We start from the raw sequence: 25,352 nt of genomic DNA, 5'->3' as shown, positions 1-25,352 counted from the left end.
TGTCTGTTTTCTGGCGCATCGGAGGGCGGCGTCAGCTGATCGTTCCGACCAGCTTCAGGCGCTTGTCCTCCGGCACCTCGCTGTAGGCCAGGACCGACAGCGACGGAACGCTGTGGCGGACCAGGCGCGCCAGCGCGGCGCGCACCGGGCCAGGTACCAGCACAATCGCGGGCTCGTTGCGGGCTTCCTGCTTGCTGACACATTCGGCCAGGCTCTGGTGCAGTCGCTCAGCGAGTCCGGGTTCCAGCGCGGCGCCGTTGCCCTGCGTGGACTCCTGCAAGACACGTTCCAATTGCGGGTTGAGGGTGAACACCGGCAGCTCCGCCGACATTCCGGCGATCTCCTGCACGATGAAGCGGCCCAGTGCGGTGCGCACGGCGGCGGTCAGCACCGCCGGGTCCTGGCTGTTTGGAGCGTGTTCGACCAGTGCTTCGGCGATCTTGCGCAGCTGGCGGATCGGAATGCGCTCGACCAGCAGGTTCTGCAGCACGCGCACCACCGCCGACAGCGGCAGCGCCTTCGGCGTCAGATCTTCGACGAGCTTGGGCGCGCTCTTGGCCAGGTTGGCCAGCAGGTGCTGCACCTCTTCGTGGCCGAGCAGCTCGGGCGCGTGTTCGCGGATCAGGTGCGACAGATGGGTGGCGACCACGGTGGCCGGATCGACCACGGTGTAGCCCAGCGTTTCGGCCTGGGCGCGCTGGTGCGGCTGGATCCAGGTGGCATCCAGGCCGAACGCGGGGTCCTTGCCGGCGATGCCCTCCAGGGTGCCCAGCGCGCTGCCCGGATCAAGGGCCAGCTCGCGGTCGGGATGGATCTCGGCGGTGGCCACCGGCACGCCGTGCACCAGCACGCGGTAGCCGTTGGCCGGAAGTTCCAGATTGTCGCGGATGTGCACCGACGGAATCAGGAAACCGACATCCTGGGTCAGCTTGCGGCGCACGCCCTTGATGCGCGCCATCAGCTCGCCGCCCTGGTTGCTGTCCACCAGCGGGATCAGCCGGTAGCCGACCTCCAGGCCCAGCGGATCGACCGGGCGCAGTTCGTCCCAGCTCAGTTCGGCGGTCGGCGCTGGTGCCGCCGGGCGGCCGAGTGCGTTGAGTGCGGCAGCGTCATTGCCGGCGGCTGCCGGATCGGTGGCCGCGGCCTTGCCCTTGCGGTAGATCTTCCAGGCGATGAAGCCGAGGATCGCGGACAGCGTCAGGAAAGCGACGTTGGGCATGCCCGGCACCAGGCCGACCACGCCGATGATGCCGGCGGTGATCGCCAGCGCGCGGTACTGGCCGAACACCTGGCCGGTCATCGCCTGGGCCATGTCCTGCGAGCGCGAGGCGCGGGTGACCAGCATCGCCACCGCGCTGGAGACCAGCAGCGCCGGCAGCTGCGCCACCAGCCCGTCACCGATCGACAGCAGGGTGTAGGTGGCGGCGGCGTCGCCGAACGGCATGCCATGCTGCAGCACGCCCACGGCCAGGCCGCCGAGCATGTTGATGAACAGGATCAGGATGCCGGCGATGGCATCACCACGGATGAACTTGCTGGCACCGTCCATCGCGCCGTAGAAGTCGGCTTCCTCGCGGACTTCCTCGCGGCGCAGCTTGGCTTCTTCACGCGTCAGCAAACCGGCGTTGAGGTCGGCGTCGATCGCCATCTGCTTGCCGGGCATCGCGTCGAGGATGAAGCGCGCGGTCACTTCCGAGACGCGGCCGGCGCCCTTGGTGATCACCACGAAGTTGATGATGGTGAGGATCGCGAACACCACGATGCCCACCGCGTAGTTGCCGCCGATCACGAATTCGCCGAAGGCGGCGATGACCTTGCCCGCGGCGTCGTGGCCGTTCTGGCCGTTCAGCAGGATGACGCGGGTGGAGGCCACGTTCAGCGCCAGCCGCAGCATGGTGGTGATCAGCAGCACGATCGGGAAGATGGTGAAGTCCAGCGGACGCTTCACGTAGACCACCGCCAGCAGCACCATCAGCGAGATGGCGATGTTGAAAGTGAACAGCGCATCGAGCACCGGCGCGGCCAGCGGCACCACGACCATGGCCAGCAGGGCCAGCACGATCAACGGCGCGCCAAGGCCCTGGCGGATCATTTCCAGGGCGCGGCGGGTGTTGAAACCGGTGGAGGGCTGGGCGCTCACGGGCGGCCTCCCTTGCCGAATTCATCCACCTGGATGTGCGGGGCGTCCGGCATCGGGCCAGTACGCCAGGCGCGCAGCTGGTAGACGTAGGACAGGACCTGGGCGACGGCCGAATACAGTCTCACGGGGATTTCCTTTCCGAGTTGGCCTTCCCGATACAAGGCGCGTGCCAAAGGCGGGGCGGAGACGATCGCCACCTTGTTGCCGTCGGCCACTTCACGGATGCGCAGGGCGGTCTCGTCCACGCCCAGCGCGACCACGGTGGGGGCGTTCATGGCGCCACCCTCGTACTTCAGCGCCACCGCATAGTGGGTGGGGTTGACCACCACCACGTCGGCCGTGGGCACTGCTTCCATCATCCGGCGGTTGGCCATCTGCTGCTGCAGCTGGCGGATGCGGCCCTTCACCTCGGGGCTGCCTTCGCTTTCCTTCATTTCCCGGCGCAGTTCTTCACGGGTCATCTTCAGCTTGCGCATCCAGTTCCAGCGCTGGTACGGCGCGTCGATGGCGGCCAGCACCAGCATCGCGCCGGCGGTGGCCAGCAGCAGGCGCAGGGTGAAGCCGAGGCCGTCGGTGATGGCGGTCTCCAGCGGGTGGTGGATCAGCCCGCGCAGGGTGTCAAAGCCGGTCCAGACTACCAGCCCGGCGGCGACGCCGACGAAGGCCACGCGCAGCAGCGACTTGGTGAACTCGGCGATGGCCTCCGGGCCATACAGGCGCTTGAGCCCGCTCATCGGATTCATGCGGTTGATGTCGGGCAGCAATGCTTTCTGCGACCAGCGCAGGCCGCCCATCACCAGAGGTGCGACGAAACTGGCCAGCAGGCAGACCAGCACCAGCGGCGCGATCACCAGCATGAACTGCAGCAGCAGGTCGCCGAAGTGGCCGAACAGTTCCTTCGGGTTCTGCCGCAGGCTCTGTTCGGGGCTGAGCGCGTGCTTCATCCAGGCGCTGGCGCCGCGGCCGATCGAACCGCTCATGGCCATCACCGCCAGTACGCCGGCGCCGAATACGGCGGCCGTGCCGAGTTCGCGCGAGCGCGGCAGGTTGCCCTGTTCACGGGCGTCGCGCAGGCGTTTTTCGGTGGGTTGTTCGGTCTTTTCGCCGGCGGATTCGTCTTCGGACATCACGGGCACTGCGGCAGGAGATGCCGGGGTGCCTGCAAGAACCATGCCGTGACGGGTTCATGCGCCAACCAAGGTTGGCACCTACCAGAGCAGGCACCGGCAGCGCCGGGTCATGCCCGGGGGGGAGCCGGGCGCGGGCTCGGCTACAGGGGCGCGTTGCCGCTGGGCGGCGGGCTCTGCGCCAACTCCACCCGCGGCCGCGGCAGGTCGTGCAGCTGCATGAAGCGCGCCGCATCCACCGGGCGGCCGAGCAGGTAGCCCTGCAGGTAGTCGCAGCCCAGCCGCTCCAGGTAGGCGCGCTGGGCGGCGGTTTCCACGCCTTCGGCCACGATGTCCATGTCCAGCGCGTGGCCCAGCGCCACGATCGCCGAGACGATCACCACATCCTCGGCGCTGTGTTCCAGATCGCGCACGAAGGCATGGTCGATCTTGATCTCGGTGGCCGGCAGCCGCTTCAGGTACAGCAGGCTGGAATAGCCGGTGCCGAAGTCATCGATGGAGATGCCCACGCCCAGTGCCGAGAGCGCCTGCAGCAGGCGCAGGCTGGTATCGGTATCGCGCATCACCGTGCTTTCGGTGATCTCCAGCACCAGGTGGCGCGGGGCAATGCCATGGCGTTCGATCACTTCGCGCACGTCCTGCAGCAGGTGCGGCGAACTGAACTGCACCGGCGACAGGTTCACCGACATCGACCAGCCTTCGTGGCCGGCGTCATGCCAGCGGCGCAGCTGCAGGCAGGCCTGGTCCAGCGCCCAGCGCCCGATATCGTTGATGGCGCCGCTGCGCTCGGCCAGCCGGATGAAGCGGTCCGGCGGAATCAGGCCATGCTCCGGATGGTGCCAGCGGATCAATGCTTCGGCACCGGCCACCTTCTGCGTGGCCACGCGGATCTTGGGCTGGTAGTGCAGAAACAGCTGCTCGCTGCCAATGGCCCGGCGCAGGTCGGCCAGCAGCCGGAATTGTTGTTCGGCGCTGTCATTCATCCAGTCGGCGAACAGCACGAAGGCGTTGCGTCCGGATTCCTTGGCCTGGTACATCGCTGCATCGGCAAACGCCATCAGCTGCCGTTCGCTGGCGGCGTGATCCGGGCAGATCGCCACGCCGATGCTGGCGGTTACCTGGAGTTCGTTGTCCGGCAGCAGGGGGCCGCTGCCGACCGCCTGCAGGATGCGCCGGGCCAGCGTCGGCAAGTCTTCATCGTGCTCGATGCGCACCACCAGCACGAATTCGTCACCGCCCAACCGCGCCAGCATGTCGTTGGGACGTAGCAGCTGGCGGGTGCGCTCGGCCACTGCCACCAGCAGCGCGTCGCCGGCCTGATGGCCATAGGCATCGTTGACCTGCTTGAAGCCATCCAGGTCCATGAACATCACAGCGAAACGGCTGCCGCCCTGTTCGGCCTCGGCCAGTGCCTGCACGATGCGACGCTGCAGCAGCAGGCGGTTGGGCAAGCGGGTGAGTGGGTCGTGCAGTGCGGCCTGGGTCAGTTCCTGCTGCGCGTCGGTCAGCGAGGTGCTCAACAGGGAATTGCGCAGGCGCAGCAGCTGCGCCTCCACCCGCTGGTCCAGCCAGGACACCACCAGCACCACGGCCAGGATCGCCACGGTGAGCATCACCACCAGCATGGCTAGCCATTCGCTCTGCAACCCATCGCCGACGGCTGCGCCGCAGATGCTGCCCTCCGGAAAGCGTGCGGCGGCCATGCCGGTGTAGTGCATGCCGACGATGGCCAGCCCGAGCAGGCCCGCCGCTGCGAGACGATCACCGATGCGGGTGCGCTGCGCGCGCAGGCGGAAGGCTACGTACAAGGCGGTCCACGAAGCGGCCACCGCTACCAGCAGCGAAAAAAGCAGCCAGCCCGGGTCGTAGTCGATGCCCGGCTGCATGCGCATTGCAGCCATGCCAACGTAATGCATGCCGGCGATACCGGTGCCCATCAGCAGGGCGCCGCCGGCCAATCTCCGGTGCGGCAGGGTGCGCAGCGAAACCAGCCACAGTGCGAACACCGACGAGGCGATGGCCAGGGCCAGCGACAGCAGGGTGATGGGCAGGTCGTAGCCCAAGGGAATGGGCAGGTCGAAGGCGAGCATGCCGATGAAGTGCATCGACCAGATGCCCAGCCCCATCGCAAAACCGCCGCCCAGGCGCCACCACCAGGTCGCGCCCTTGCCGGGCGCGGTGACGGTGCGCCCGGCCATCGCCAGTGCGGTGTAGGACGCCATCACGGCAACCAGCAATGAGGTCGCCACCAGCCATGGGTTGTACGTGCCTACCAGCATTCGTCAGTCTCCCGGACCTGCCTGTCGACGGAAACCACGGTGGGGCATGCATGAGGCAGGCCGACGCAGAGCGGCGGCCACGTGCGGCATCCCCCCGGTTGCCGCGCATTCACTCTAACGCGCAGCCCCGGGGGCAGGGCAAGCAGAAAAACGTGATGATCGGGTCAGTGTGTGACCGCGTCCGCAGCCTGGAAGGCGGCATCGAACAGGCGCTGTACCGGCGGGCCCATTTCCCCGGCCAGCAACGCCAGCAGGAACAGGCCCAGCAGCAGCGAGACCGGCAGGCCCAGCTGGATCGGATTCAGTGCCGGCGCGGCGCGGGCCAGCACGCCGAAGGCCAGGTTGACCGCCAGCATCGCCACGGTCAGCGGGATGGCCAGAGTCAGCGCGCCACGCAGCACGGTCAGCAGGAAGGTCGGGGCGATGCTGAAGAACGCGTGCGGGTCGGGCAGGGGCGCGCCGATGGGCAGGGCGCGGTAGCTGTCCACCACCAGCGAGATCAGCGCCAGATGGCCGTTGGCGGTGAAGAACAGCAGGCCGAACAGCAGGTAGAACCACTGGCCGATCACGCCCGATGTGCCGCCACGCAGCGGGTCGCTCATCTGCGCGAAGGCCAGGCCGGTGCCCTGTGCGATCAGTTCGCCGGCCATCGCGCCGGCCTCGAACACCAGCCGCAGCAGGAAGCCGATGGATACGCCGATGGCCAGTTCGCGGGCGATGGTCAGGACCGTGGCGGCATCGAAACCGGTCCAGTCCGGAACTGGTGGCAGCAGCGGCGCCAGCGCGATGGCAAGGGTACCGGCCAGGATCACGCGGATCCGTGCCGGCACCGCGCGGGTACCGACCATGGGCATGGCCATGGCCACCGCACCGATGCGCAGCATGGTCCACAGTACGGTGCCGATCATGCCGAAGGCCTGCAGGCCGTCGGCAGCCATCTGGGTGGCGGCGTCCATCGAGGTGCGTGTCCTAACCGATCAGGTGCGGGATGCGCTGGAACAGCAGCGTGGTGAATTCAACCAGGTGGCCGATCAGCAGGCTTCCCAGCGCGAACAGCACCGCAGTCAGCGCCGCCGCCTTGGCAACGAAGGCGATGGTTGGTTCGTTGAGCTGGGTCGCAGCCTGCACCACGCCCACCACCACGCCCACCACCAGTACGGTCAGCAGCAGCGGGCCGGCCACCCACAGCACGGTGATCAGGCCGCCACGCAGTTCGGTCAAGGCAAGTTCGGGAGTCATTCGGGTTCCATCTTCTTATGTAGCGTCGAGCCATGCTCGACTGCCTTTCAATCACGCCGGATTGAAGCTCGCCGCCAACGTACCCACGGTCAGCACCCAGCCATCCACCAGCACAAACAGCAGGATCTTGAACGGTGCCGACACCAGCATCGGCGACAGCATCATCATGCCCATCGACATCAGTACGCTGGCCACGACCAGGTCGATGATCACGAACGGGATGAAGATCAGGAATCCGATTTCGAAGGCGGTCTTCAGTTCGCTGGTGACGAACGAGGCGACCAGCACCGGGAACGGGATCGCATCGGGGCTGGTGTAGGTGCCGTGCCCGGCGATGCCGGCGAAGGTCATCAGGTCGGTCTCGCGGATCTGCGCCAGCATGAAGGCGCGCAGCGGCGTGGTGGTCAGCGTCCAGGCGGTCTGGAAGTCGATGTCGCCGTTGAGGTACGGCGCCATGCCGGTGCTCCAGGCCTTGTCCCAGGTGGGCAGCATGATCATTGCGGTAAGGAACAGGGCCAGGCCCAGCAGCACCTGGTTGGACGGCGTCTGGCCGGTGCCCAGCGCCTGGCGCAGCAGGCCCAGCACGATGATGATGCGGGTGAACGAGGTCAGCACCAGCAGCATCGACGGGATCAGGGTGATCGCCGTCATCAGCAGCAGGGTCTGCAGCGGCAGGCTGACCGGCGCACCGCCGATCTTGCCCACGTTGATGTCCGGCAGCGGGGTGGCCGGCGTACCGGGCGCGGCGAACGCCAGCGCAGGCAACAGGCACAGGGCAAGCAACAGCAGCCACGGCATCAGGGTGGCAAGACGGGTACGGGTGACACGCATGTCAGGGATCCTTGCGCAGCCGCTGCTGCAGCAGCTGGGCGAAATTCGGCAGGTTCTTGAAATCCGGCACGCGCACCGGTGCCGGTGGCGGCAACGGTTCGGGCAGGGTATGCAGGGTGTTGATGCCGCCGGCGGTGACGCCCAGCAGCAGTTGCTGGCCATTGACCTCGACCACCACCACGCGTTCCTTGGCGCCGACACTGAGGCTGGCCACCAGCTTCATGCCTTCGGCAGGGCGGAAGCCGCTGCCGGGCATGCGCTTGAGCAGCCAGCCGAGTCCGATGACCAGCGCGAGCACTGCCAGCAGCGCCAGCACCGCGCCGAACAGGCTCGGTGCGGCGGCTGCGTGCTGGCCGATCTGCGGGCCGACCGGAGCGGCGGCCTTGCCGACCGCCAGCAGAGTGGAGGCCAGCAGGCTCAACGCAGTCTCCGGATCCGCTCGCTCGGGCTGACCACGTCGGTCAGGCGCACGCCGAAGCGGTCATTGATCACCACCACTTCGCCATGGGCGATCAGGGTGCCGTTGACGAACACATCCAGCGATTCGCCGGCGCCGCGTTCCAGTTCCACCACCGAGCCCTGATTGAGCTGCAGCAGGTTGCGGATCGGCAGGCGCGCGCGACCGACTTCCAGCGACAGGGTCACCGGCACGTCCAGGATCACGTCCAGATTCAGGTCCGGACCGTTCGCCTCATCGGCCTGCAGGCTGCTGAACTGGGCCGGGGTGGGTTCGAGGGCGTCGATATCGTTCATTGCGGGTCTTCCTGGATGACGGGTACGCGCGGACGGGTGCCCGGCGGATGGGTAGCGGTGATCTTCACGGCGTTCATGCCGTTGGCGATGCCGAACTCGCCGGTGAACACCGGGATGTTCTCCACGCACAACGGCACCTGCGGGCTGAGCTCGATCGGCAGGATGTCGCCTACCTTCAGCTGGGTCAGGTCACGCAGCGTCATGCGCTTGCTGGCCAGCACGCTGGACAGGGTCACCTCGGCGATGTTGAGCTGCTCGCGAAGGGTCTGCCCCCAGCTCTCGTCGCGATCGTTGCGGTCGCTCTGGATGCCGGCGTCGAGCAGCTCGCGGATCGGCTCCAGCATCGAGTACGGCAGGGTCACGTGGATGTCGCCGCCACCGCCGTCGAGCTCGACGTGCAGTCGGCACACCACCACGTATTCGCGCGGGGTCACGATGTTGGCGAAGTGCGGGTTGATTTCCGAGTTGATGTACTCGAAGTCGACATCCATCACCGGTGCCCAGGCTTCGCGAAGGTCGGCGAAGGTCTGCTTCAGCAGCAGGTGGATCACCCGCATTTCGGTGGCGGTGAACTCGCGGCCTTCGATGCGGGTGGGGTAGCGCCCGTCGCCGCCGAAGAAGTTGTCGACGATGGCGAACACCAGGGTCGGTTCGAACACGATCAGGCCGGTACCGCGCAGCGGCTTGAAGCGGATCAGGTTCAGGTTGGTCGGCACATACAGCGAGTGCATGTAGTCGTTGAACTTGATCAGCTCGATGCCGCGCACCGACAGCTCGGCCGAGCGGCGGATCAGGTTGAACAGGCCGATCCGCCAGAGGCGCGCGAAGCGCTCGTGGACCATTTCCAGGGTCGGCATGCGACCGCGGATGATGCGGTCCTGGCTGGCGAAGTCGTACGAACGTGCTTCGCCGGACGGCGGTTCCGGATCGGTCTCGACCGCACCACTGTCCACGCCGTGGAGCAGGGCATCAATCTCGTCCTGGGACAGCAGGTCATTCATCGGTGGGCCCTTACTGGGTCACGAAGCTGGTGAACAGCAGATCGTCGGCGCCGTTGCTGCCGGTCTCGGCCTTGAGCACTTTCTGCACTTCGGCCAGCGAAGCGGCCTGCAGCTTCTGCTTGCCGGCGACGTCGGCGATCTGGTCCGGGCTGACCTGCGAGAACAGCATCAGCAGGCGTGCGCGGATGGCGGGGGCATGGGTCTTGATCGCTTCCAGCGCGGCCGGGTCGCGGGTCATCAGCTGCACTTCCAGCTGCAGGTAGCGCGGGCCGTCGACCGGGCCATTGAGGTTGACCACGAACGCCGGGTCCAGCGCGAAGTACTGTGCCGGTGCCGGAGTGCTGGCCTTCTTCGGCGCCTGCGCGGTCTTCTCTTCGTGCTTGGACTGGGTGAAGAACCAGACGCCGCCACCGGCGGCAGCGGCGGCCAGTACGGCCACCAGTGCGGTGATCAGGATCGGACTACGCGGCTTGGCGGCCTTGTCCTTCTCGGCGGTCTTCTTGGTTTTGTCAGCGGCTGCGGCCACGGGGTGAAGCTCCTGAGGGTTGCTTCACCGGGATATGCAAGGGGTGTGCCGGAGCCGGGGCAGAGGGGTGCGACGGAATTCCGTCGGGGGGCCTGTGGGGCCGTGCGGAGCAAGCTCCGCACCCACCAACGCGATACTGGCAGGTGCCAACCGCACTGCTCTGGAGGGTGCCGACCGCATCGCTCTGGTGGGTGCCAACCTTGGTTGGCACGCCTGTCAGGCGTATGCGTCCAGCAACCCGCGCTGGCGGATCAACTGTGCGGACGACACACCGCCCTCGGCCGGCGACGGTTCTCCGTCACTTGCCATGCCGCCGCCACCGGCCTGGCCCGACGCATTGCCGTCACCACCGGGCGCCTGGTGGCCGACATCGGCATGAGCCAGCTGGAAGCCCTGCTCGCCGAGAAGTTCGCGCAGGCGCGGCAGGCTGCTTTCCAGCGCCTGGCGCACATCCACGTGCGGGCTGCTGAAGCTGGCATGCACCTTGTCGCCGTTCAACTGGAGGCGCACGTCGACCGGGCCCATGTCATCCGGACTCAGCCGGATGTGGGCATGGCCGATCTTCTGGTCGGCCAGCCAGCCCAGGCGCGCGCCAATGGCCTGGTCGAAACCGTCGTCACCGAGCACCGGCTTCGGTGTCGGTTCACCATTGAAGATCGCATTGCCCGTGGCCAACGCGGTCTTCAGATCCTGCACAGCCGCGTTGCCCGGTGCATGCAGCAGCGGCGCCGCGGTGCGGTCGCCGATGAGGGGTGCGTCGCTGCCTTCACCGCGCTCGCTGCGCTTGCCGGGCAGCACCAGCTCAGGCAACGGCAGTGTGGTCACCTGGTCGGCGCCGCTGGGGGCATTACCCTCGGCGGTGGACGATGTGGTCGCAGCTGCTGTGGACGGCAGGGCTGCTGCGACCGGTAGTGCGGCGGGGGCGGGGAGTGCGTTGCCGTCTGCGTCGGTGGCTGTCGCTGTCACCGCCGGCAGAGCGGCGGCAGGGTCGGCAGGTGCCGGTACCGCCAGCACCAGTCCTGCCAGGCCGAGCGGCGGCCAGGGCGCCTCCTCGGCCGCAGCCTGGGCGTCCTTTTCGGCAGCGGGCTTGGCTTGCGCTGTGGGCACCGTGGCTGCGGTCTCTTCGGGCGCGGCAGCGCTGTCCGGCCTGCGCTCGGCGCCGGCCTGGCCATTGTTGTCGGATGCCGGTCCCTGCGTGGACGGCGTGGGCGTGTTCGAGGCTTTCGAGGGTTTCGAGGGCGCATCGGCACCCGATGAGCCACCCTGCAGCAGTTGGCTGAACTCCTTGTTTCCATCACCGCGTGGCGCGCGCGTTGCGCTGCTGCCGGAATTCTGCGGCTGCGCGTTGGCGCTGCCGGCCAATGGCGCGGGCATCACGAGCGGCCTCCCTGCTCGGCGCCGTCCTGGTCTTCGGTCTGTACCAGGCGAGCGCGGCGGGCACCGATGTCGTCCATCTCGCGCTGGTCGCGGCGGTCGGTCACCACCTTTTCCTGCGCGCGGTAGCTGGCGGCCAGCTGCTCCAGCACGGCCTTGTCACGGCTGGCCAGGATCAGGCGGGCGCGCTCAGCTTCCACCTTCTCGCGGTTGCCGTTGACCGTGGCCTGCTGCTGTTCGACCGCACTATCCAGGCGGTCGAGAAACGCACGCCGGTTCAGCAGTTGTGCCGGGCTGGTCGCCGCCATCTGGGCATTCGCATACTCCTCGGCGTAGCGGCGCAGTTCGTCCAGTCGCGAGAGATGGGTATCGAGCACGCGCTGGCGTTCGGCCAGGTCGCGGGCCACCGCGTCCTCGTGTTCCTGGGCCCGCTTGAGCAGGGGATCGATGCGCTTGGACTGGTTCATGGCTTAACTCTCTTGTTCCACCAGACGCTGCAGCGCCGCCTGGCTGTGCGGGAGATCTGCGGCCTTGGCAACGTCCTGGCCGAGGAACTCCATGATTTCCGGCCAGCGTTCCAGAGCTTCGTCGGTGGCCGCGTCGTTGCCGCGCTGGTAGGCACCGATGGCGATCAGGTCACGGTTGGCCGAATAGGCCGAGACCAGTCGCTTCAACTTGCGGATGCGCAGGCGCCACGGCTCGTCGGCGATTTCCGTGACCACGCGGCTGACCGACGATTCGACGTCGATGGCCGGGTACAGGCCGCTGTCGGCCACGCGCCGCGAGAGCAGGATGTGGCCGTCGAGGATCGCGCGCGCTGCATCGGCAATCGGATCCTGCGGATCATCGCCTTCGGTCAGCACCGTGTAGAACGCGGTGATCGAGCCGCGGCCCTTGGCGCCATTACCGGCGCGTTCGACCAGTGCCGGCAGCTTGGCGAACACCGACGGCGGGTAGCCGCGGGTGGTGGGCGGTTCGCCGACCGACAGGCCGATCTCGCGCTGCGCCTGGGCGAAGCGGGTCAGCGAGTCCATCAGCAGCAGCACGTTCAGGCCCTGGTCGCGGAACCATTCGGCGATGGCGGTGGCGCGGTAGGCGCCGTGCAGGCGCGCCAGCGGCGGCCGGTCGGCGGGACTGGCCACCACCACGGCGCGGCGCAGGCCTTCTTCGCCCAGCGTGGTTTCGACGAAATCGCGTACTTCGCGGCCACGTTCACCGATCAGGCCGACCACGATCACGTCGGCGGCGGTGTAGCGGGTCATCATGCCCAGCAGCGTCGACTTGCCGACGCCGGAGCCGGCGAACAGGCCGACACGCTGGCCGCGGCCGATCGGCAGCAGCGCGTTGATCGCGCGCACGCCCACGTCCAGCGGCTGGGTGATCGGCTCACGCGCCAGCGGATTGATCGACACGCCGGCCATGCCAACGTGGCCCTCGGCGCGGATCGGGCCCTTGCCGTCCAGCGGCACGCCATCGCTGTCGATGACGCGGCCGAGCAGCCCTTCGCCCACTTCAACGCCGCCACGGCGCGCAGACGGCACCACCCGTGCGTTGGGCAGCAGGCCGTGCAGTTCGGCGCTGGGCATCAGGTAGGTGCGCTCGCCGGCAAAGCCGACCACTTCGGCATCGACCCAGCCGCCGTCGACCACTTCCACCTTGCAGCTGGCGCCCAGCGGCGCCTCGCAGCCGACGGCTTCCAGGGTCAGTCCGACCGCGCGGCGCAGCACGCCTTCGCGGATCAGGCCACGGCCATGGGCGGTATCCACGCGCAGGCCGTCGAGCCGACGGGCCAGGCGCAGGTTGCGGGCCATGGCCCAGTCGGCCGGTGGCGGCGTCGGCTGCGGATCGGGGTTCATGCATTGGCTCCGGTCTGGCGGATCACCGCGTCCAGCGCGCCTCGCAGGCGGGCTTTCAGGGTGCCGTCGATGCGCACGGCTTCTGCGTGCACGCGAAGATCGCCGCGGCTCAGGCTGGTGTCTGGCACCAGGCGCTGTTGTGGCGGCAGGCTCAACAGCGGGGCGAGGGCGGCGATGTCATCCGGGTGCAGTCGCACTTCGACCTCGCGGGTGCTGCCACCCACCGCGTCGATGGCCTCGCCGACCAGCTGCGCCAGCAGCGCCGGCTCAGCCTCGTAAGCGCGGCCGACCAGTGCGCCCGCGATGCGTACCGCCAGCTCGCCCAGTGCGCCGACCACTTCGTTCTCCAGCCTCACCAGCGGTCGGCTGAAGTTGTCGAGGATGCCTTCGATCTGTGCGGCGAGGCGACGCACCTCCGCCTGGCCCTGGCCGTAACCTTCGCTATGGCCGTGCTGGAAGCCTTCCTTCTCGGCGTTGTCCTGGATGGCCTGGATTTCCTCCAGGGTCGGCAGCTGCAGCGGCGGCTCCGGCTCGTGTTCCGGGTCCGGCTCGGTGAGTTCGAACGCGTCCTCCTGCTCCAGCGCCGGTTCGGGCTGGGCCAGCAGGTCCGGGGCAAGCCAGCGCACGACGTTGCTCACAGCATGGCCTCCGCACTGCCACCAATGGTGACGGTGCCTTCATCGGCCATGCGCTTGACGATGGCCAGGATCTCGCGCTGCGCACCTTCCACGTCGGACAGGCGCACCGGACCGCGGGCTTCCATGTCTTCCAGCAGGATTTCGGCCGCACGCTGCGACATGTTGCGAGTGATCTTGTCGCGGACCTTGATGTCGGCACCGCGCAGGGCCAGACCCAGGCGCTCGCCGCTCACTTCACGCAGCACCAGCTGCATTTCGCGGTCATCCAGGTCGACCAGGTCGTCGAACACGAACATCAGGTCCTGGATGCGGTTGCTCAGCGGCGCATCGATGCGCGCGATCTCGCCGAGGATCGCCTGGTCCTGGCCGCTGTCCATGAAGTTCAGAATGTTGGCCGCGCACTGCACGCCACCGATGTTGGACGACTTCAGGTTCTGGTTGCCGGCGAACTGGCGCTCCATGATCTCGTTGAGTTCATTGAGCGCGTTCGGCGGAATGCCGTCGAGGGTGGCGATGCGCAGCAGCACGTCCACGCGGGTACGGTCCGGCAGCAGCTTCAGCGCGTCGGCGGCCTGGTCGGTTTCCAGGTGCGCCATCACGATGGCGATGATCTGCGGGTGCTCGTTGCGCACCAGGTCGGCCACCGCACGCGGGTCCATCCACTTCAGTGCGTCCAGGCCGGTGGTGTTGCGGCCCAGCAGGATGCGGTCGATCAGGTTGCCGGCCTTCTCGCTGCCCAGCGCCTGCACCAGCATGTTGCGGATGTAGTCGTCCGAGCCCACGCCCAGCGAGGTCTTCGAGCCCAGCTCCTGGCCGAACTGGTCCATCACCCGTTCCACCTGTTCGCGGGTGATGTCGGTCATGGTGGCCATGGCGATGCCGATCTTCTGCACTTCCTTGGGTTCCATGTGGCGCAGCACTTCGGCTGCATCCAGCTCACCCAGGGACAGCAGCAGCACGGCCGCGCGCTGTACGCCGGTCAGTTGTGCCTCAGTCATTGGCCACCCAGCCCTTGACCACCTGGGCCACGCGCTTGGAGTCGGTCTTTACGGCTTCACGCGCCATCCGCAGTCGTTCCTCATATGAATCCACCGGCAGGGCCAGTGCATCCGGCCCGCCCAGGCTGGCCCGGTCGGCGCCGAGCGCCGGCAGCGGCATGCCATCGTCATCGACCAGCTGCACGTCCGCGGTGTGCGGTTCCAGTGCCTGTTCGTCGTTCTTCTTGTTCTGGCCGGTGATCGCACGCAATGCCGGGCGCAGCACGCCGAACAGCAATGCCAGCACCACCACGGCGCCCAGCAGCATGCGGCCGGCGTCGTGCACCCACGGCAGCTCCCACCAGGCCGGGCCTTCGACCGGCGTGGTATCACGCACGAAGGGGGCGTTCATCACCGACACGGTATCGCCACGCTCGGCATTGAAGCCGACGGCCTGCTTGACCAGTGCTTCGACGCGGGTCAGTTCGGCGGCCGACAGCGGCTGCGGGCTGACCTTGCCGTTGGCGCCTGCGCGCGGCACGTTGTCCACCAGTACCGCCACCGAGACGCGCTTGATGCGGCCCGCCGGCTGACGGGTGTGCTGCAGGGTGCGGTCCAGCTCGTAGTTGCGGGTCGCGTTCTTGCTGCTTTCGGTCGGCGTCTGCGCAGTGGCCGGGGCGGCCTGCTGGCCCGGCGGGCTGTTGCTGGTCGCGCCCGGCACGCCCTGCGGGCCCGGGGTGCTGGTGGTGTTCTCGCTCATCTGCTCGCTGCGCAGCTTCTGCGGTTCACCGTTGTAGAGCTCACGGGCTTCCTCGGTCACCGAGAAATCCATGTCCACGCTCACTTCCGGGTTGACCCGGCCGGGGCCGGTCATCGGCTCCAGCAGCTCGCGGATGCGCTGGTTGAACGAGGTTTCCTGGCGGCGCACCTGCTCGAACTGGGCGGCGTTGACCGCCGCTTCGCTGTTCGGGTCGGTGATGCTGAGCATGCGCCCGCTCTGGTCGACCACGGTCACCCGTTCCGGAGCGAGGTCCGGAATGCTGGCCGCGACCATGTGCACGATGGCATCCACCTGGCTGCGTTCCAGCTGCTGGCCGCCACGCAGTTCCAGGGTGACCGAGGCGCTGGCCACGTCACGCTGGCGGGTGAAGGCGCTGGGCTTGGGAATGGCCAGGTGCACGCGCGAATCGCGCACCGGGCGCAGCGTGTTGATGGTGCGCGACAGCTCGGTTTCCAGCGCATGCTGGTAGCGTGCGCTTTCCACGAACTGGCTGACGCCGAAGCCCGGATCGCGTTCCATCAGCTCGAAGCCGAGCTTGCCGCTGTCGGTCAAGCCGGAGCCGGCCAGCTTCAGGCGGGCATCATGCAGGTTCTTTTCCGGCACGGTGATGCCGCCGGTGGCCGGGTCGAGCGCGAACGGAATCTGCGCGGCGCGCAGCAGGTCGGTCGCTTCAGCGGTCGCCTTCTGGTCCAGGCCCGTGTACAGCGGGACCATGCCGGGCTTCTGCGACCAGAAGAACACGGACAGGCCTGCCGCCACCGCCACCGCGATCATCGCCATCAGGCCCAGCCGACGGGTGATCTGCAGACTCTGCAGGCGGTCGAACCATTGCCCGGCCTTTTCGGCGTTCAGGCTGTCCTTGGAGAGCGTCAGTGCCATGCGTCTCTATTCCTTACAGCGGCATGTTCATCACGTCCTGGTAAGCCTGGACGAGACGGTTGCGGACTTCCACGGTGGCGCGGAAGGCGATCTGGGACTGCTGCGAGGCGACCATCACCTTGGCGAGGTCGGCGCTGGGGTCGCCCATTTCGAAGGCTTTGGCGAGGGCGCCGGACTTCTGTTGCGCATCGTTGACGCCGGCAATCGCACCACGCAGGGTTTCGGTGAAGCTGGCCGGCTGGGCTTGCGGCGCGTCCAGCACCGTGCCCGGCAGGGCGTTGCTGCGCGGCGTTTCGCCCAGCGGGTTGAGCGCCGGCTGTCCCATCTGGGTCTGATAGGAGCGGATCTGCGAAAGGATCGAAGTGACGGAGTGGGACATCTGCAACGGTTCCAGAAACAGGGGATGGGGTTGTCTGCTGGAGCAGGTGCAAGTGCCGTGCCGAAACCGGTTTTCGATTCAGTGAAGTGAGGGTGGGGGTGTTTGGTGGCAGGGCTGCGCCCTGCACCCGCAGAGGCCACGTCAACATCAACGTCAAAATCAGGCTATCCGTGGGTGGCGGGGTGGGTCCGGTTACGGGGGGCGCTGCAAGTACGTCCATGTAAGCTCGGTCGCCGCATCCATGCGGCTCACGCCCCCGCAACCGGACCCACCCCGCCTTCGACAGTTGGCCGCGATCTGTTGGAATCTGCTGCTGATGGTGGGTGCCGACCGTTGGTCGGCACGCTGCTCTTGGTGGGTGTCGACCTTGGTCGACACGCTTTGGTCGGCTCGGGATCTGACCCCCTTGGAGGCGCCATTTAACCGGCGTCGGTTTTCTGGCCTACGGCTGCAGGGTCCAGTGGCCGGAATTCTGGCGCTGGCGCGGTGCGATGGGGCCGTCGTGCTGGGTGTAGATGAAGCGACCCTGATGGTTGCTCTGGCAGGTCAGCAGCAGGGTGTAGTGGGCGGGACCGGCCGGGTAGGCCTCGGTCATCTGGATTTCCGCGATATGCGGGGCCAGGCGCTGATAGCGGTAGCTACCGCCGGCGTTGGGGTTGTCGGGCGCGTACAACGGGTCGCTGAGGTTGGTGAACTGGCGTTGGTCCAGAGTGGTCGGCAGGGAGCAGTTGGCGGCAGTTGCCAGGACCGGGAAGAGCAGGGCGGCGAGCAGGGTGGTGCGATGCATGGTGGGAGCTCCTTGGGGTGTCCCTCCAATCCACCGCAGTTCGGCTCCGCTGTCTTTAGGAAAACGTGTAAAGGGGGGCAGAAACACCAACGCCCGGGCAAGCCCAGGCGTTGGTGCCCCCTTCATGCTGGTAGCGCGCTTCAGCCGGCCAGTTCGGCCTGCTCGCGCTCGATGCCGTACTTGCGCAGCTTTTCCACCAGGGTGGTGCGGCGCAGGCCGAGCAGCTGGGCGGCGTGGGCGACCACGCCCTGGGTGCGTTCCAGTGCTTCGTTGATCAGGCCCAGTTCGATGTTGGCCATGTGGTTGCGCAGGTCCAGACCGTCGTCGGGCAGTGCCGCCGGGGCGGCTGCGCGATTGACGGCGATACCGTGTTCCAGCGCCGGCTGGTTGCCGCTGCCTGGGGTGTGGAACGAGAAGCTGCGCAGGTCCAGGCGTTCTTCGCTGGCAACCGGAACCTCAGGTGCCGGCGCGGGGGCGGCCAGCGCGGCATCGCCGCGATAGCGGGCCGGCAGGTCCTGCACGCGCACCGAACCGCCCGGATGCAGCACCGCCAGGCGTTCGACCAGGTTGGTCAGTTCGCGCACGTTGCCCGGCCAGTCGTAGCCGGCCAGTGCCTGCAGGGCTTCCGGGGTGAAGCGCACTTCGCCACGGCCGGTGCGCGCCAACTGTGCGGCGATGGTTTCCACCAGCGCCGGCAGGTCTTCGCGACGCTCGCGCAGGGCGGGCACGTCGATCGGGAACACGTTGAGGCGATAGAACAGATCCTCGCGGAACTTGCCTTCGGCGATGCGCGTTTCCAGATCGCGGTGGGTCGCGGCCACGACGCGCACGTTGCAGCGGATGGTCTGGTTGCCACCGACGCGCTCGAAGCTGCGTTCCTGCAGCACGCGCAGCAGCTTCACCTGCATGGGCAGGCTCATGTCGCCGATTTCGTCGAGCAGCAGAGTGCCGCCCTCGGCCATTTCGAAACGGCCCTTGCGCGCGGTCAGTGCGCCAGTAAAGGCGCCCTTTTCGTGGCCGAACAGTTCGCTTTCCAGCAGGTCGGCCGGAATGGCGCCGCAGTTGATCGCCACGAACGGACCATCACGGCGCGGCGAGCGCTGATGGATCGCACGCGACACGACTTCCTTGCCGGTACCGGATTCGCCCAGCACCAGTACGGTGGTATCGAATGCGGCAACCTGCTCGATCATGGTACGCAGTGCAGTCACCGCCGGGCCGTTGCCGGTCGGGCCTTGATCCTGCGCGGCGCCGGCCTGGTGCTCGGCGTCCAGGCGCTTGAGGCTGGCGCGGCGCAGCAGGGCTTCCATCTGCGCATGGCGCAGCGGCGTTTCCAGCGGCCAGATGTTGGCTTCGTGCAGACCGTGCTGCTGGGCAAACGCTGCAGCATCACCATCGGCCAGCAGCACCGGCGGCGGCAGGCTGCTGCCGCCCAGCCAGTGGTACAGCGCGGTGCTGGCAGCGGTGTCGTCCAGGCTGCCGACGATCACGGCCATCCAGTCGTTCTGGCGCTGGCGGCCCAGGTCGAAGTCGGCCGCGTCGGCAACCCAGCGCGGGTTGAAATCCATGAACTCCAGCAGGGCAACGGTGCGCTCTGCGCGCACGGCGTCGTTGTCCAGCACCAGGATGCGCGATTCGCTCACGATCGATCCTCCCTGAGGCCTTCCAGGATCGGCATGACTTCCTGGATGTAGGACAGCTTGCTGACAAAATTGTCGGCGCCGGCGCGCAGCGCGTGTTCGCGGTGCTCGGCGTCGTCGAAGTGGCTGGCGATCACGATGTACGGTGCATCGTCCTGCGACTTGATCAGGCGGGTGGCCTGCAGGCCACCCATTTCCGGCATGGCCAGGTCCATCAGCACCACCTGCGGGCGCAGCGTCTCCGAGCGTTCGATCGCTTCCAGGCCGTTGCCGGCGCTGCCGACGATCTGCAGCCAGTCGATCTTGCGGAAATGGCGCATCGCCGCATTGATGAAGCCCTCGTGGTCATCGACCAACAGGACCGTGAGCTTGTTCATGTCCAACATCCTTTTCAGCCCACCCGGGCCAGCTGCGGTTGCCTGGCGCCAAGCCGGCGCCGTTCACGGGCCGGGGCGATGTCCAGTTGTTCTCGGTATTTTGCGACGGTTCGGCGGGCAATGTTCACCCCCTGACGCGACAGCAGGCCGGCGATGGCCTCGTCGGCCAGCGGGCGGCCGGCCGGTTCGGCGTCGATCAGGCGGCGGACCATGGCCTTCACGGCCTGGCCGGAGACGCTGGCACCTTCCAGGCGAACGGCGAAGAAGTGCTTCAGCTCGAAGGTGCCACGGGGGGTCTGAAGGAACTTGCCGGTGGTGATGCGCGAGACGGTGGACTCGTGCATGCCGATTTCCTCGGCCACTTCCTTCAGGGTCAGCGGCGCCATGGCCTCCTCGCCTCGCACCAGGAACGCGGCCTGGCGCTCGACGATCACCCGCGCGGTGCGCAGAAGGGTGTCGTAGCGCATCGACAGGCCGCGGCTGAACCAGCGCGCTTCCTGCAGCATTTCGCGCAGTGCCGGTGCGGCCTCGCTGGTCTCGGCCAGGGCCTGTTCGTACTGGCTGTTGATCGAGACGCGGCGGCTGGTGGCCGGGTTCAGCGCGACCTTCCACTGGTCGTCGGCGTGCCAGGCGACCACGTCCGGCACCACCACGGCATTGCGTTCGGGCAGCAGGCTGTCACCCGGGCGCGGCTGCAGCGAGAGGATCAGGCGCACGGCTTCGCGCACGTCGTCGATCTCGGCGTCGTGCAGGCGGGCGAGGGCGGGGTAGTCATGCGCGGCCAGCGCGTCGAGTGCGCCATCGAGAATGCGGGTGGCCAGGTGGCGGGCGGGGACTACGCCGTGGAGGCTGCGCAGCTGCGCCTGCAGGCCTTCGCGCAGGTCCTGCGCGGCCATGCCGGCGGGCTCGCCGTGCAGCAGTTGCTGGCGGATGGCTTCGACGCCGTCGGCGGCGATATCGAACTGGGCGCTGGCCAGCAGCTGCAGCTGGTCCAGCGGTGCCTGCAGGTAGCCGGCCTCGTCGCAGTGATCGAGCCAGAATGCTGCGACGGCCAGCTGGCGGTCGTCCATGTCCAGCGACAGGCGCTGCAGCACCCGCAGCTGCGGGTCGGTCGATTCGCCGGCGGCGATGCGCGCCATGCGGTCGTCGTCGCCGTCCTGCCAGCTGGCGCCGGCCACGTCCCACATCGACGACTCGGGCAGTTCGTCGAAGGCGGCGGTGTCCATCGTGGTGGCACTGGCCTCGGTGGCATCGGCGGCGGGCGCTTCGGCCTCTTCGATCTCCAGCAGCGGGTTGGAGTCCAGCAGGCGCTGGATTTCCTGCTCCAGGTGCAGGCCATCGAGCTGCAGCAGCCGGATCGACTGCAGCAACTGCGGGGTGAGGTGAAGTTGTTGGCCCAGCTGGGTCGAGAGTGCAGCCTTCATCGTGGTTCCCCGGCACCGCTCCCCGGCGCCTTGTGGAACACATCTTGCTTTTGATCCGGCGGGGGCGGAATCAGGGGGTTCCTGAGGGGCTTGGTGAATGTCCTGACAGGGTGTAGGGGTATTCCCTACATCGACGCGGATTGTTGACGATGATCGCTGCTAAGTTGCTGATTTCCGGTGCAGGGCCCGGGTTGATCGGGCTGCGCCGTGTACGGATTCCTGTCGGGGAGTGTCAGGGTGACGGGAATTCGACGCTGGGTGCGGGTTGGCTGCGTCGGCTGTCGATAGAGACGATCACCGGTAGAGTCGACTGTCAGTCGACTGCTCTCCGATCAGACCAAGGAAAAGTCCCGCGCTCCGCGCAAGTCGACTGGCAGTCGACTCTACCAACAGCCCACTCTACCCAGCCATCGCTTCGTCACGCCGAGGCTGGCGCTTACTCCAGCTCGTGCTGGTGGCGCGCGGCAAGCAGCAGCAGATCGTTGGCGCGGCGGCAGCCGAGCGATTCCATCATGCGTGCGCGGTGGGTCTCCACCGTCTTGACGCTGATGCCGAGGTCGGCGGCGATTTCCTTGTTGCTCTCACCCTTGCCGATGCGGCGCAGGATCTCGCGCTGGCGCGGCGACAGCGCGGCGATGCCGGTGGGCTTCTCGCGGCCCAGCATCGGTGCCAGCATCTTGGCGGAGATCTGCGGGCTCAGGAACACCTGGCCGGCGTGCGCGGCGCGCAGCGCCAGTTCCAACTCCTGCGGTGCTGCATCCTTGACCACGAACCCGACCGCGCCCCGATCCAGCGCATCGCGCACGTGAGCGGCATCGTCGTGCATGGTCATCATCACCACCCGGGTACCGGGCGCGCGCAGGCGGATGTCGCTGAGTGCTTCCAGGCCGGTGCGGCCCGGCAGCGAGAGGTCCATCAGCACCACATCCGGTGCGTGCTGCAGGGCCAGCTGCAGTGCCTGTTCGGCGTTGCTGGCCTCGGCAACAAGCTGCACGTCGGCAAACCCCTGCAGCAGCCGCGCCAGGCCGGCGCGGACGAGGGTGTGATCGTCGACGATGAGAACTCGCACAGGCACGCAACAGATCCGTGTAGGGGAGTCCACCTTAACTTAGCTGAACGGGCGCGCCAAGGCTTGCCCGCAAAGCGTGATGGTGGCAGGTTTCAGCGGGCGCGGCGCGCCTCGGCCACCTGGCGGCGGTGCAGGCGGAACAAGTGCCGCTCCATTGCCATCTCCAGGCCGTCACCCAGGCGCTGGAAACGCAGCCACAGGAAGTGGCCACCACCGCCGTCAGCCGCCTCGGCGACCACTTCCACCGGCAGGTCGATGTGGTCGGGCAGCCAATCGCTGGGCTGCAGGCGCACCACGCCGGCCTGGCCGGGGCTGGCACCACTGCGTGGGCCCAGCTGCAGGCGGATGCCGCGGCGCGACCAGCGCACGGGGCGCAGGGTCAGTTCCTGGCCCTGCTGGCGTACCAGACGGCCGAGCAGCACCATCGCCAGATCCAGCTTGGCCTCCAGCCGCTGCAACTGCAGGCTGGCTTCATTGCGGTCGTCATGTTCGTCAACGCGGCTGTCTTCAACCAGCGCCAGGCTGCGCAGCAGGCCTTCGGCGCTGCTGGTGCGACCGGCCGCGCTGCCTGCCTGGAACTCGGCCGGCAGGGCCAGCTCGCAGCTGAGCGTCTCGTCGAACAGCTCGCTTTCGGCCGGATGATGCAGCGACGTGGTCGGCAGTTGGGTCATGCCAGCGATTCTGCCTGCAGGTAGGCATGTGCCGCGCGAAGGGAGCGCTGGCCGTCGTTCATCAGTGCGGCTGCTGCATCACGGCGCTGGCGCAGCAGGCCGAGCAGATTCTGCTGGCGTTCGAACAGCGCGGTCAGCGGTGCCTGGTCGGCGGCGGTCAGCGGCTGGCTGAGCAGTGCATGCAGGGTGCTGTCGTGACCGTCGAGCAGGCTGTCGGCCTGCTCGAGGGACTCGTCGCCCAAGGCCTTCTCGAAGGCGTCCAGCTGGGCGTGCAGTTCGTGCAGGCTCATGGCGCCACCGCGGCCGGGCGGCGCTGTTCCTGCGGGATCGCATTCCAGGCGCTGTCGATCTCGCCCAGCAGCTGAAGCGATTCATCCAGCGCGGCACGATCGTTGTGCAGGTTGGCCTCGGTCAGGCGCTGCAGCACGTAGTCGTACAGCGCCGACAGATTCCCGGCGATCTCGCCGCCGGCTTCATGATCCAGCGAGCCGTTGAGGTGGCCGACAATTGCACAGACCTCGCCGATCGCCTTGCCCTTGCCGGCCTGGTCGCCGCGCTCAAGGCTGGCCAGCGCGCGCCGTACGCGCTCCAGCGCGCCGGCCAGCAGCATCGCCACCAGCTTGTGCGGATCGGCATCGGCGACCGCACTGGTCACTCCCACCTGGCGGTACTGCTCGGCATATTGACGGCTGGAACCGTACATTCGTGATTCTCCTTGCGCGGGGTGCCGCCGGGCGATCGTGGGGACCGTTGCCGACGGCGCGGCGATGATTGCTGTTGCGTCCGTTATCGGTGCGTTACACGTCAAACTTGAGCGTCGCACGCAGTCCTTTAACGGTTCAGCTGTGCCAGCTGTTGCTGCAATGCGGTGTTGCTCTGCTGCAGTTTGCCCATCAGGCTGTCCAATGCCAGGAACTGCTTCTTGTAGCGTTCCTCGACGTTCTTCATGCGGACGTCCAAGTCCTTGCGTCGCTTGTCGATGTTGTCCAGCGTGGTGTTCAGGCCCTTGGTGCGGGCGACGAAGGCGCCTTCCTTGCCCGTGGTCGTACTGACGTAACCGTCGACCATCGTGTAGAGCTTGCCGGCGCCGCCGGTATCACCGGTGATCGCCGAGCGGATCTTCTCCGGCTGGCTGGCAAGCGCCGCTGCGAACTTGGTCGCGTCCAGCACCAGGCTGCCGTCGGCATTGGGATAGCCACGGGTCTGCAGGCCGAGCTTCTTCGGGTCCAATCCATCCGCAGACAGGTCCTTCAGTACAGCGCCCATCATCGAACGCAGCTGACTGGAAGCGCCGCGCATCTGCGCATCGCCCGTCAGCGTCGCCGCTTCCTTGGTTTTGGCGTCGTACTTGGTCTCGGTATTGATGGCGGCGATCGCATCGTTGTAGGCCTTGACGAAGTCCTGCATCACCTTGGTGGCTGCAGTGGTGTCGGTACTGATCACGACCGTGCTCTTGCCCTTGACCTTTAGGTTCAGGGTCAGGCCTGGTACGGCATCGGTCACGGTGTTGCTGTCGCTGATTACCGTGACGCCATCAATGGTCAGCTCGGCATCGGCTGCCGCGGTGTTCTCCTGAAGGCTGCCAACCAGTGCGCTCAACTTCGGGTCGCTGCCGCCGTATTCGAGTTTGATCGCATTGGCGGCGCCGGTTTTCTCCTGAGCGATCGACAGGTACTGGTTGTCGCCCGAAGCGATCAGGGTCGCCTGCACGCCTTCCTTGCGGCCTGCGGCGTCGATCTTGTTGCGCACGGTGGTGAGCGTGTCGCCGGCCTCCACCTCGACCTTCATCGTCTTTGCTTTGTCGCCCACACCAACGGTCAGCGTCAAGGTTCCGGCGCCGAAGGTGTCGGTCTTGGGCACCGAGGCGTTGGCAATCAGCTTGTGTGCTGTGGCGAGGGATTTCACCTCCACCTGGTGCGTGCCGTTGGCGGCTGCCGCCTTGGTCAAACCCTGGTCGTACAGTGCCACCGATGCCGACAGCACGTCGTCGGCATTGTTAGGTCCGGCCTTGCCGGTGGCGGTTACTGTGCGGGTGTCGAAGGCTGTGGTGGCCTTCAGTGCGGTCAATGCGGTCTTCAGCTTGTCAAAGGCCGAGGTGACGGTGCCGATTGACGACAGCTGCATCTTGGCCTTGGACTGCTGCAGGTTCAGCGCGTTGTCGGCGGGCTTGCGGTCGGCCGCCACCAGCTGGCTGACGATGTCTGAAATGTTCAGGCCCGAGCCGATGCCACCGTATCCAAAGCTTGCCATGTGATTCTCCTGGTATCGGGCCTGGCCGCTAGGCGCTGACCCGTCGTCAACGAAAATAGCGGCCTGCGCCGCTGGGTCTTGAGGACTTCGTTGATGCATGCGCCGTGCCAATGCTCTGGCGCAGGTTCTGGCACGCAGGTTGCAGGAGGGTTGGGGCAGAGTGCGGGGGGAATCACCGCGGGCTGCCGGGAGTCTGCAAAAAACCCTCCCCCAATGCAGGGGAGGGCACAGGCTACTGACAATCGGGGGGAGACGAAGCCGCCCGGTACGTACAGTCAAAGGTACAGCGCTGAAAGGGAGGTCCGCAGGAGCGGGCGATGCCAAGCCGGTTCGGGAGTGGTCCCGGGCCGGGCA

Annotated in this window: 26 protein-coding genes; all 26 read right to left on the bottom strand. The window is 67.3% G+C overall.

All coding sequences use genetic code 11. From position 1 onward, the window contains the following. Positions 1–31: 31 nt before the first annotated feature. The 26 genes from flhA to fliD all read right to left on the bottom strand — a co-directional run bounded on the left by flhA (position 32) and on the right by fliD (position 24,998). Complete coding sequence (gene flhA / locus N5J73_RS16550; protein ID WP_192840558.1) at positions 32–2,092, bottom strand: flagellar biosynthesis protein FlhA; 2,061 nt, start codon at positions 2,090–2,092, stop codon at positions 32–34. 44 nt (positions 2,093–2,136) lie between these two features. Next, positions 2,137–3,267, bottom strand: coding sequence for a flagellar biosynthesis protein FlhB (gene flhB, locus N5J73_RS16545; RefSeq protein WP_049444843.1), 1,131 nt, complete (start codon positions 3,265–3,267; stop codon positions 2,137–2,139). Positions 3,268–3,410: 143 nt separating this feature from the next. Continuing rightward, the gene (locus tag N5J73_RS16540; RefSeq protein WP_049444842.1) at positions 3,411–5,546 is read right to left on the bottom strand and encodes a bifunctional diguanylate cyclase/phosphodiesterase; all 2,136 of its coding nucleotides are present in this window, start codon (positions 5,544–5,546) and stop codon (positions 3,411–3,413) included. Between the two features lie 164 nt (positions 5,547–5,710). After that, positions 5,711–6,502 (bottom strand): flagellar biosynthetic protein FliR, encoded by a 792-nt coding sequence (gene fliR, locus N5J73_RS16535; protein WP_005409539.1) that lies wholly within the window; start codon positions 6,500–6,502, stop codon positions 5,711–5,713. A gap of 13 nt (positions 6,503–6,515) precedes the next feature. Then, complete coding sequence (locus N5J73_RS16530; RefSeq protein WP_012510965.1) at positions 6,516–6,785, bottom strand: flagellar biosynthetic protein FliQ; 270 nt, start codon at positions 6,783–6,785, stop codon at positions 6,516–6,518. A 51-nt stretch (positions 6,786–6,836) separates the two neighbouring features. Beyond that, complete coding sequence (gene fliP / locus N5J73_RS16525; protein WP_049444839.1) at positions 6,837–7,616, bottom strand: flagellar type III secretion system pore protein FliP; 780 nt, start codon at positions 7,614–7,616, stop codon at positions 6,837–6,839. 1 nt (position 7,617) lies between these two features. Then, the gene (fliO, locus tag N5J73_RS16520; protein ID WP_170272481.1) at positions 7,618–8,016 is read right to left on the bottom strand and encodes a flagellar biosynthetic protein FliO; all 399 of its coding nucleotides are present in this window, start codon (positions 8,014–8,016) and stop codon (positions 7,618–7,620) included. 17 nt (positions 8,017–8,033) lie between these two features. After that, a complete protein-coding gene (fliN, locus tag N5J73_RS16515; protein WP_005409543.1) occupies positions 8,034–8,369 on the bottom strand; it encodes a flagellar motor switch protein FliN in 336 nt (111 codons plus the stop codon). Continuing rightward, positions 8,366–9,370 carry a flagellar motor switch protein FliM gene (gene fliM, locus N5J73_RS16510; RefSeq protein ID WP_049431106.1) on the bottom strand — a complete coding sequence of 335 codons (1,005 nt, stop codon included), beginning with the start codon at positions 9,368–9,370 and terminating at the stop codon, positions 8,366–8,368. Before fliM ends, fliN begins: the two co-directional genes overlap by 4 nt. 10 nt (positions 9,371–9,380) lie before the next feature. Beyond that, positions 9,381–9,896, bottom strand: coding sequence for a flagellar basal body-associated FliL family protein (locus tag N5J73_RS16505; RefSeq protein ID WP_005409545.1), 516 nt, complete (start codon positions 9,894–9,896; stop codon positions 9,381–9,383). Between the two features lie 216 nt (positions 9,897–10,112). Continuing rightward, entirely contained in the window at positions 10,113–11,270 is a 1,158-nt protein-coding gene (locus N5J73_RS16500; protein WP_049444836.1) for a flagellar hook-length control protein FliK, read from the bottom strand. Continuing rightward, entirely contained in the window at positions 11,270–11,737 is a 468-nt protein-coding gene (fliJ, locus tag N5J73_RS16495) for a flagellar export protein FliJ (protein ID WP_049434692.1), read from the bottom strand. The genes N5J73_RS16500 and fliJ overlap by 1 nt, the downstream gene beginning before the upstream one ends. A gap of 3 nt (positions 11,738–11,740) precedes the next feature. After that, entirely contained in the window at positions 11,741–13,126 is a 1,386-nt protein-coding gene (locus N5J73_RS16490; RefSeq protein ID WP_005413257.1) for a FliI/YscN family ATPase, read from the bottom strand. Next, the gene (locus tag N5J73_RS16485; RefSeq protein ID WP_049444834.1) at positions 13,123–13,764 is read right to left on the bottom strand and encodes a FliH/SctL family protein; all 642 of its coding nucleotides are present in this window, start codon (positions 13,762–13,764) and stop codon (positions 13,123–13,125) included. Before N5J73_RS16485 ends, N5J73_RS16490 begins: the two co-directional genes overlap by 4 nt. Then, positions 13,761–14,747: a flagellar motor switch protein FliG gene (gene fliG / locus N5J73_RS16480; protein ID WP_024958226.1), complete on the bottom strand. Its 987-nt coding sequence runs from the start codon at positions 14,745–14,747 to the stop codon at positions 13,761–13,763. Before fliG ends, N5J73_RS16485 begins: the two co-directional genes overlap by 4 nt. Positions 14,748–14,754: 7 nt before the next feature. After that, a complete protein-coding gene (fliF, locus tag N5J73_RS16475; protein WP_049444832.1) occupies positions 14,755–16,401 on the bottom strand; it encodes a flagellar basal-body MS-ring/collar protein FliF in 1,647 nt (548 codons plus the stop codon). A 13-nt stretch (positions 16,402–16,414) separates the two neighbouring features. Next, positions 16,415–16,780, bottom strand: coding sequence for a flagellar hook-basal body complex protein FliE (fliE, locus tag N5J73_RS16470; protein WP_005409552.1), 366 nt, complete (start codon positions 16,778–16,780; stop codon positions 16,415–16,417). 442 nt (positions 16,781–17,222) lie between these two features. Next, positions 17,223–17,567 (bottom strand): hypothetical protein, encoded by a 345-nt coding sequence (locus N5J73_RS16465; protein ID WP_049449543.1) that lies wholly within the window; start codon positions 17,565–17,567, stop codon positions 17,223–17,225. 140 nt (positions 17,568–17,707) lie between these two features. After that, positions 17,708–19,210, bottom strand: a complete 1,503-nt coding sequence (locus N5J73_RS16460; RefSeq protein WP_088479345.1) for a sigma-54 dependent transcriptional regulator — start codon at positions 19,208–19,210, stop codon at positions 17,708–17,710. Next, complete coding sequence (locus N5J73_RS16455; RefSeq protein WP_010485922.1) at positions 19,207–19,584, bottom strand: response regulator transcription factor; 378 nt, start codon at positions 19,582–19,584, stop codon at positions 19,207–19,209. The genes N5J73_RS16460 and N5J73_RS16455 overlap by 4 nt, the downstream gene beginning before the upstream one ends. A gap of 14 nt (positions 19,585–19,598) precedes the next feature. Further along, positions 19,599–21,008, bottom strand: a complete 1,410-nt coding sequence (gene rpoN, locus N5J73_RS16450) for an RNA polymerase factor sigma-54 (RefSeq protein WP_049449547.1) — start codon at positions 21,006–21,008, stop codon at positions 19,599–19,601. A gap of 436 nt (positions 21,009–21,444) precedes the next feature. Then, on the bottom strand, positions 21,445–22,077 hold the full coding sequence (locus N5J73_RS16445) for a response regulator transcription factor (protein ID WP_005413261.1): 633 nt from the start codon (positions 22,075–22,077) through the stop codon (positions 21,445–21,447). 92 nt (positions 22,078–22,169) lie between these two features. Beyond that, positions 22,170–22,748 (bottom strand): PilZ domain-containing protein, encoded by a 579-nt coding sequence (locus N5J73_RS16440; RefSeq protein WP_049449549.1) that lies wholly within the window; start codon positions 22,746–22,748, stop codon positions 22,170–22,172. Next, positions 22,745–23,038: a hypothetical protein gene (locus N5J73_RS16435; RefSeq protein ID WP_049449550.1), complete on the bottom strand. Its 294-nt coding sequence runs from the start codon at positions 23,036–23,038 to the stop codon at positions 22,745–22,747. Before N5J73_RS16435 ends, N5J73_RS16440 begins: the two co-directional genes overlap by 4 nt. Then, positions 23,035–23,451 carry a flagellar export chaperone FliS gene (gene fliS, locus N5J73_RS16430; protein WP_005409561.1) on the bottom strand — a complete coding sequence of 139 codons (417 nt, stop codon included), beginning with the start codon at positions 23,449–23,451 and terminating at the stop codon, positions 23,035–23,037. Before fliS ends, N5J73_RS16435 begins: the two co-directional genes overlap by 4 nt. A 128-nt stretch (positions 23,452–23,579) precedes the next feature. Continuing rightward, a complete protein-coding gene (gene fliD / locus N5J73_RS16425) occupies positions 23,580–24,998 on the bottom strand; it encodes a flagellar filament capping protein FliD (protein WP_010485908.1) in 1,419 nt (472 codons plus the stop codon). Positions 24,999–25,352 lie beyond the last annotated feature (354 nt).

This window comes from Stenotrophomonas sp. GD03654 (assembly GCF_029845105.1).
Taxonomy (GTDB): Bacteria; Pseudomonadota; Gammaproteobacteria; order Xanthomonadales; family Xanthomonadaceae; genus Stenotrophomonas; species Stenotrophomonas africana.
This window is presented reverse-complemented; position numbering and strand designations above follow the sequence as displayed.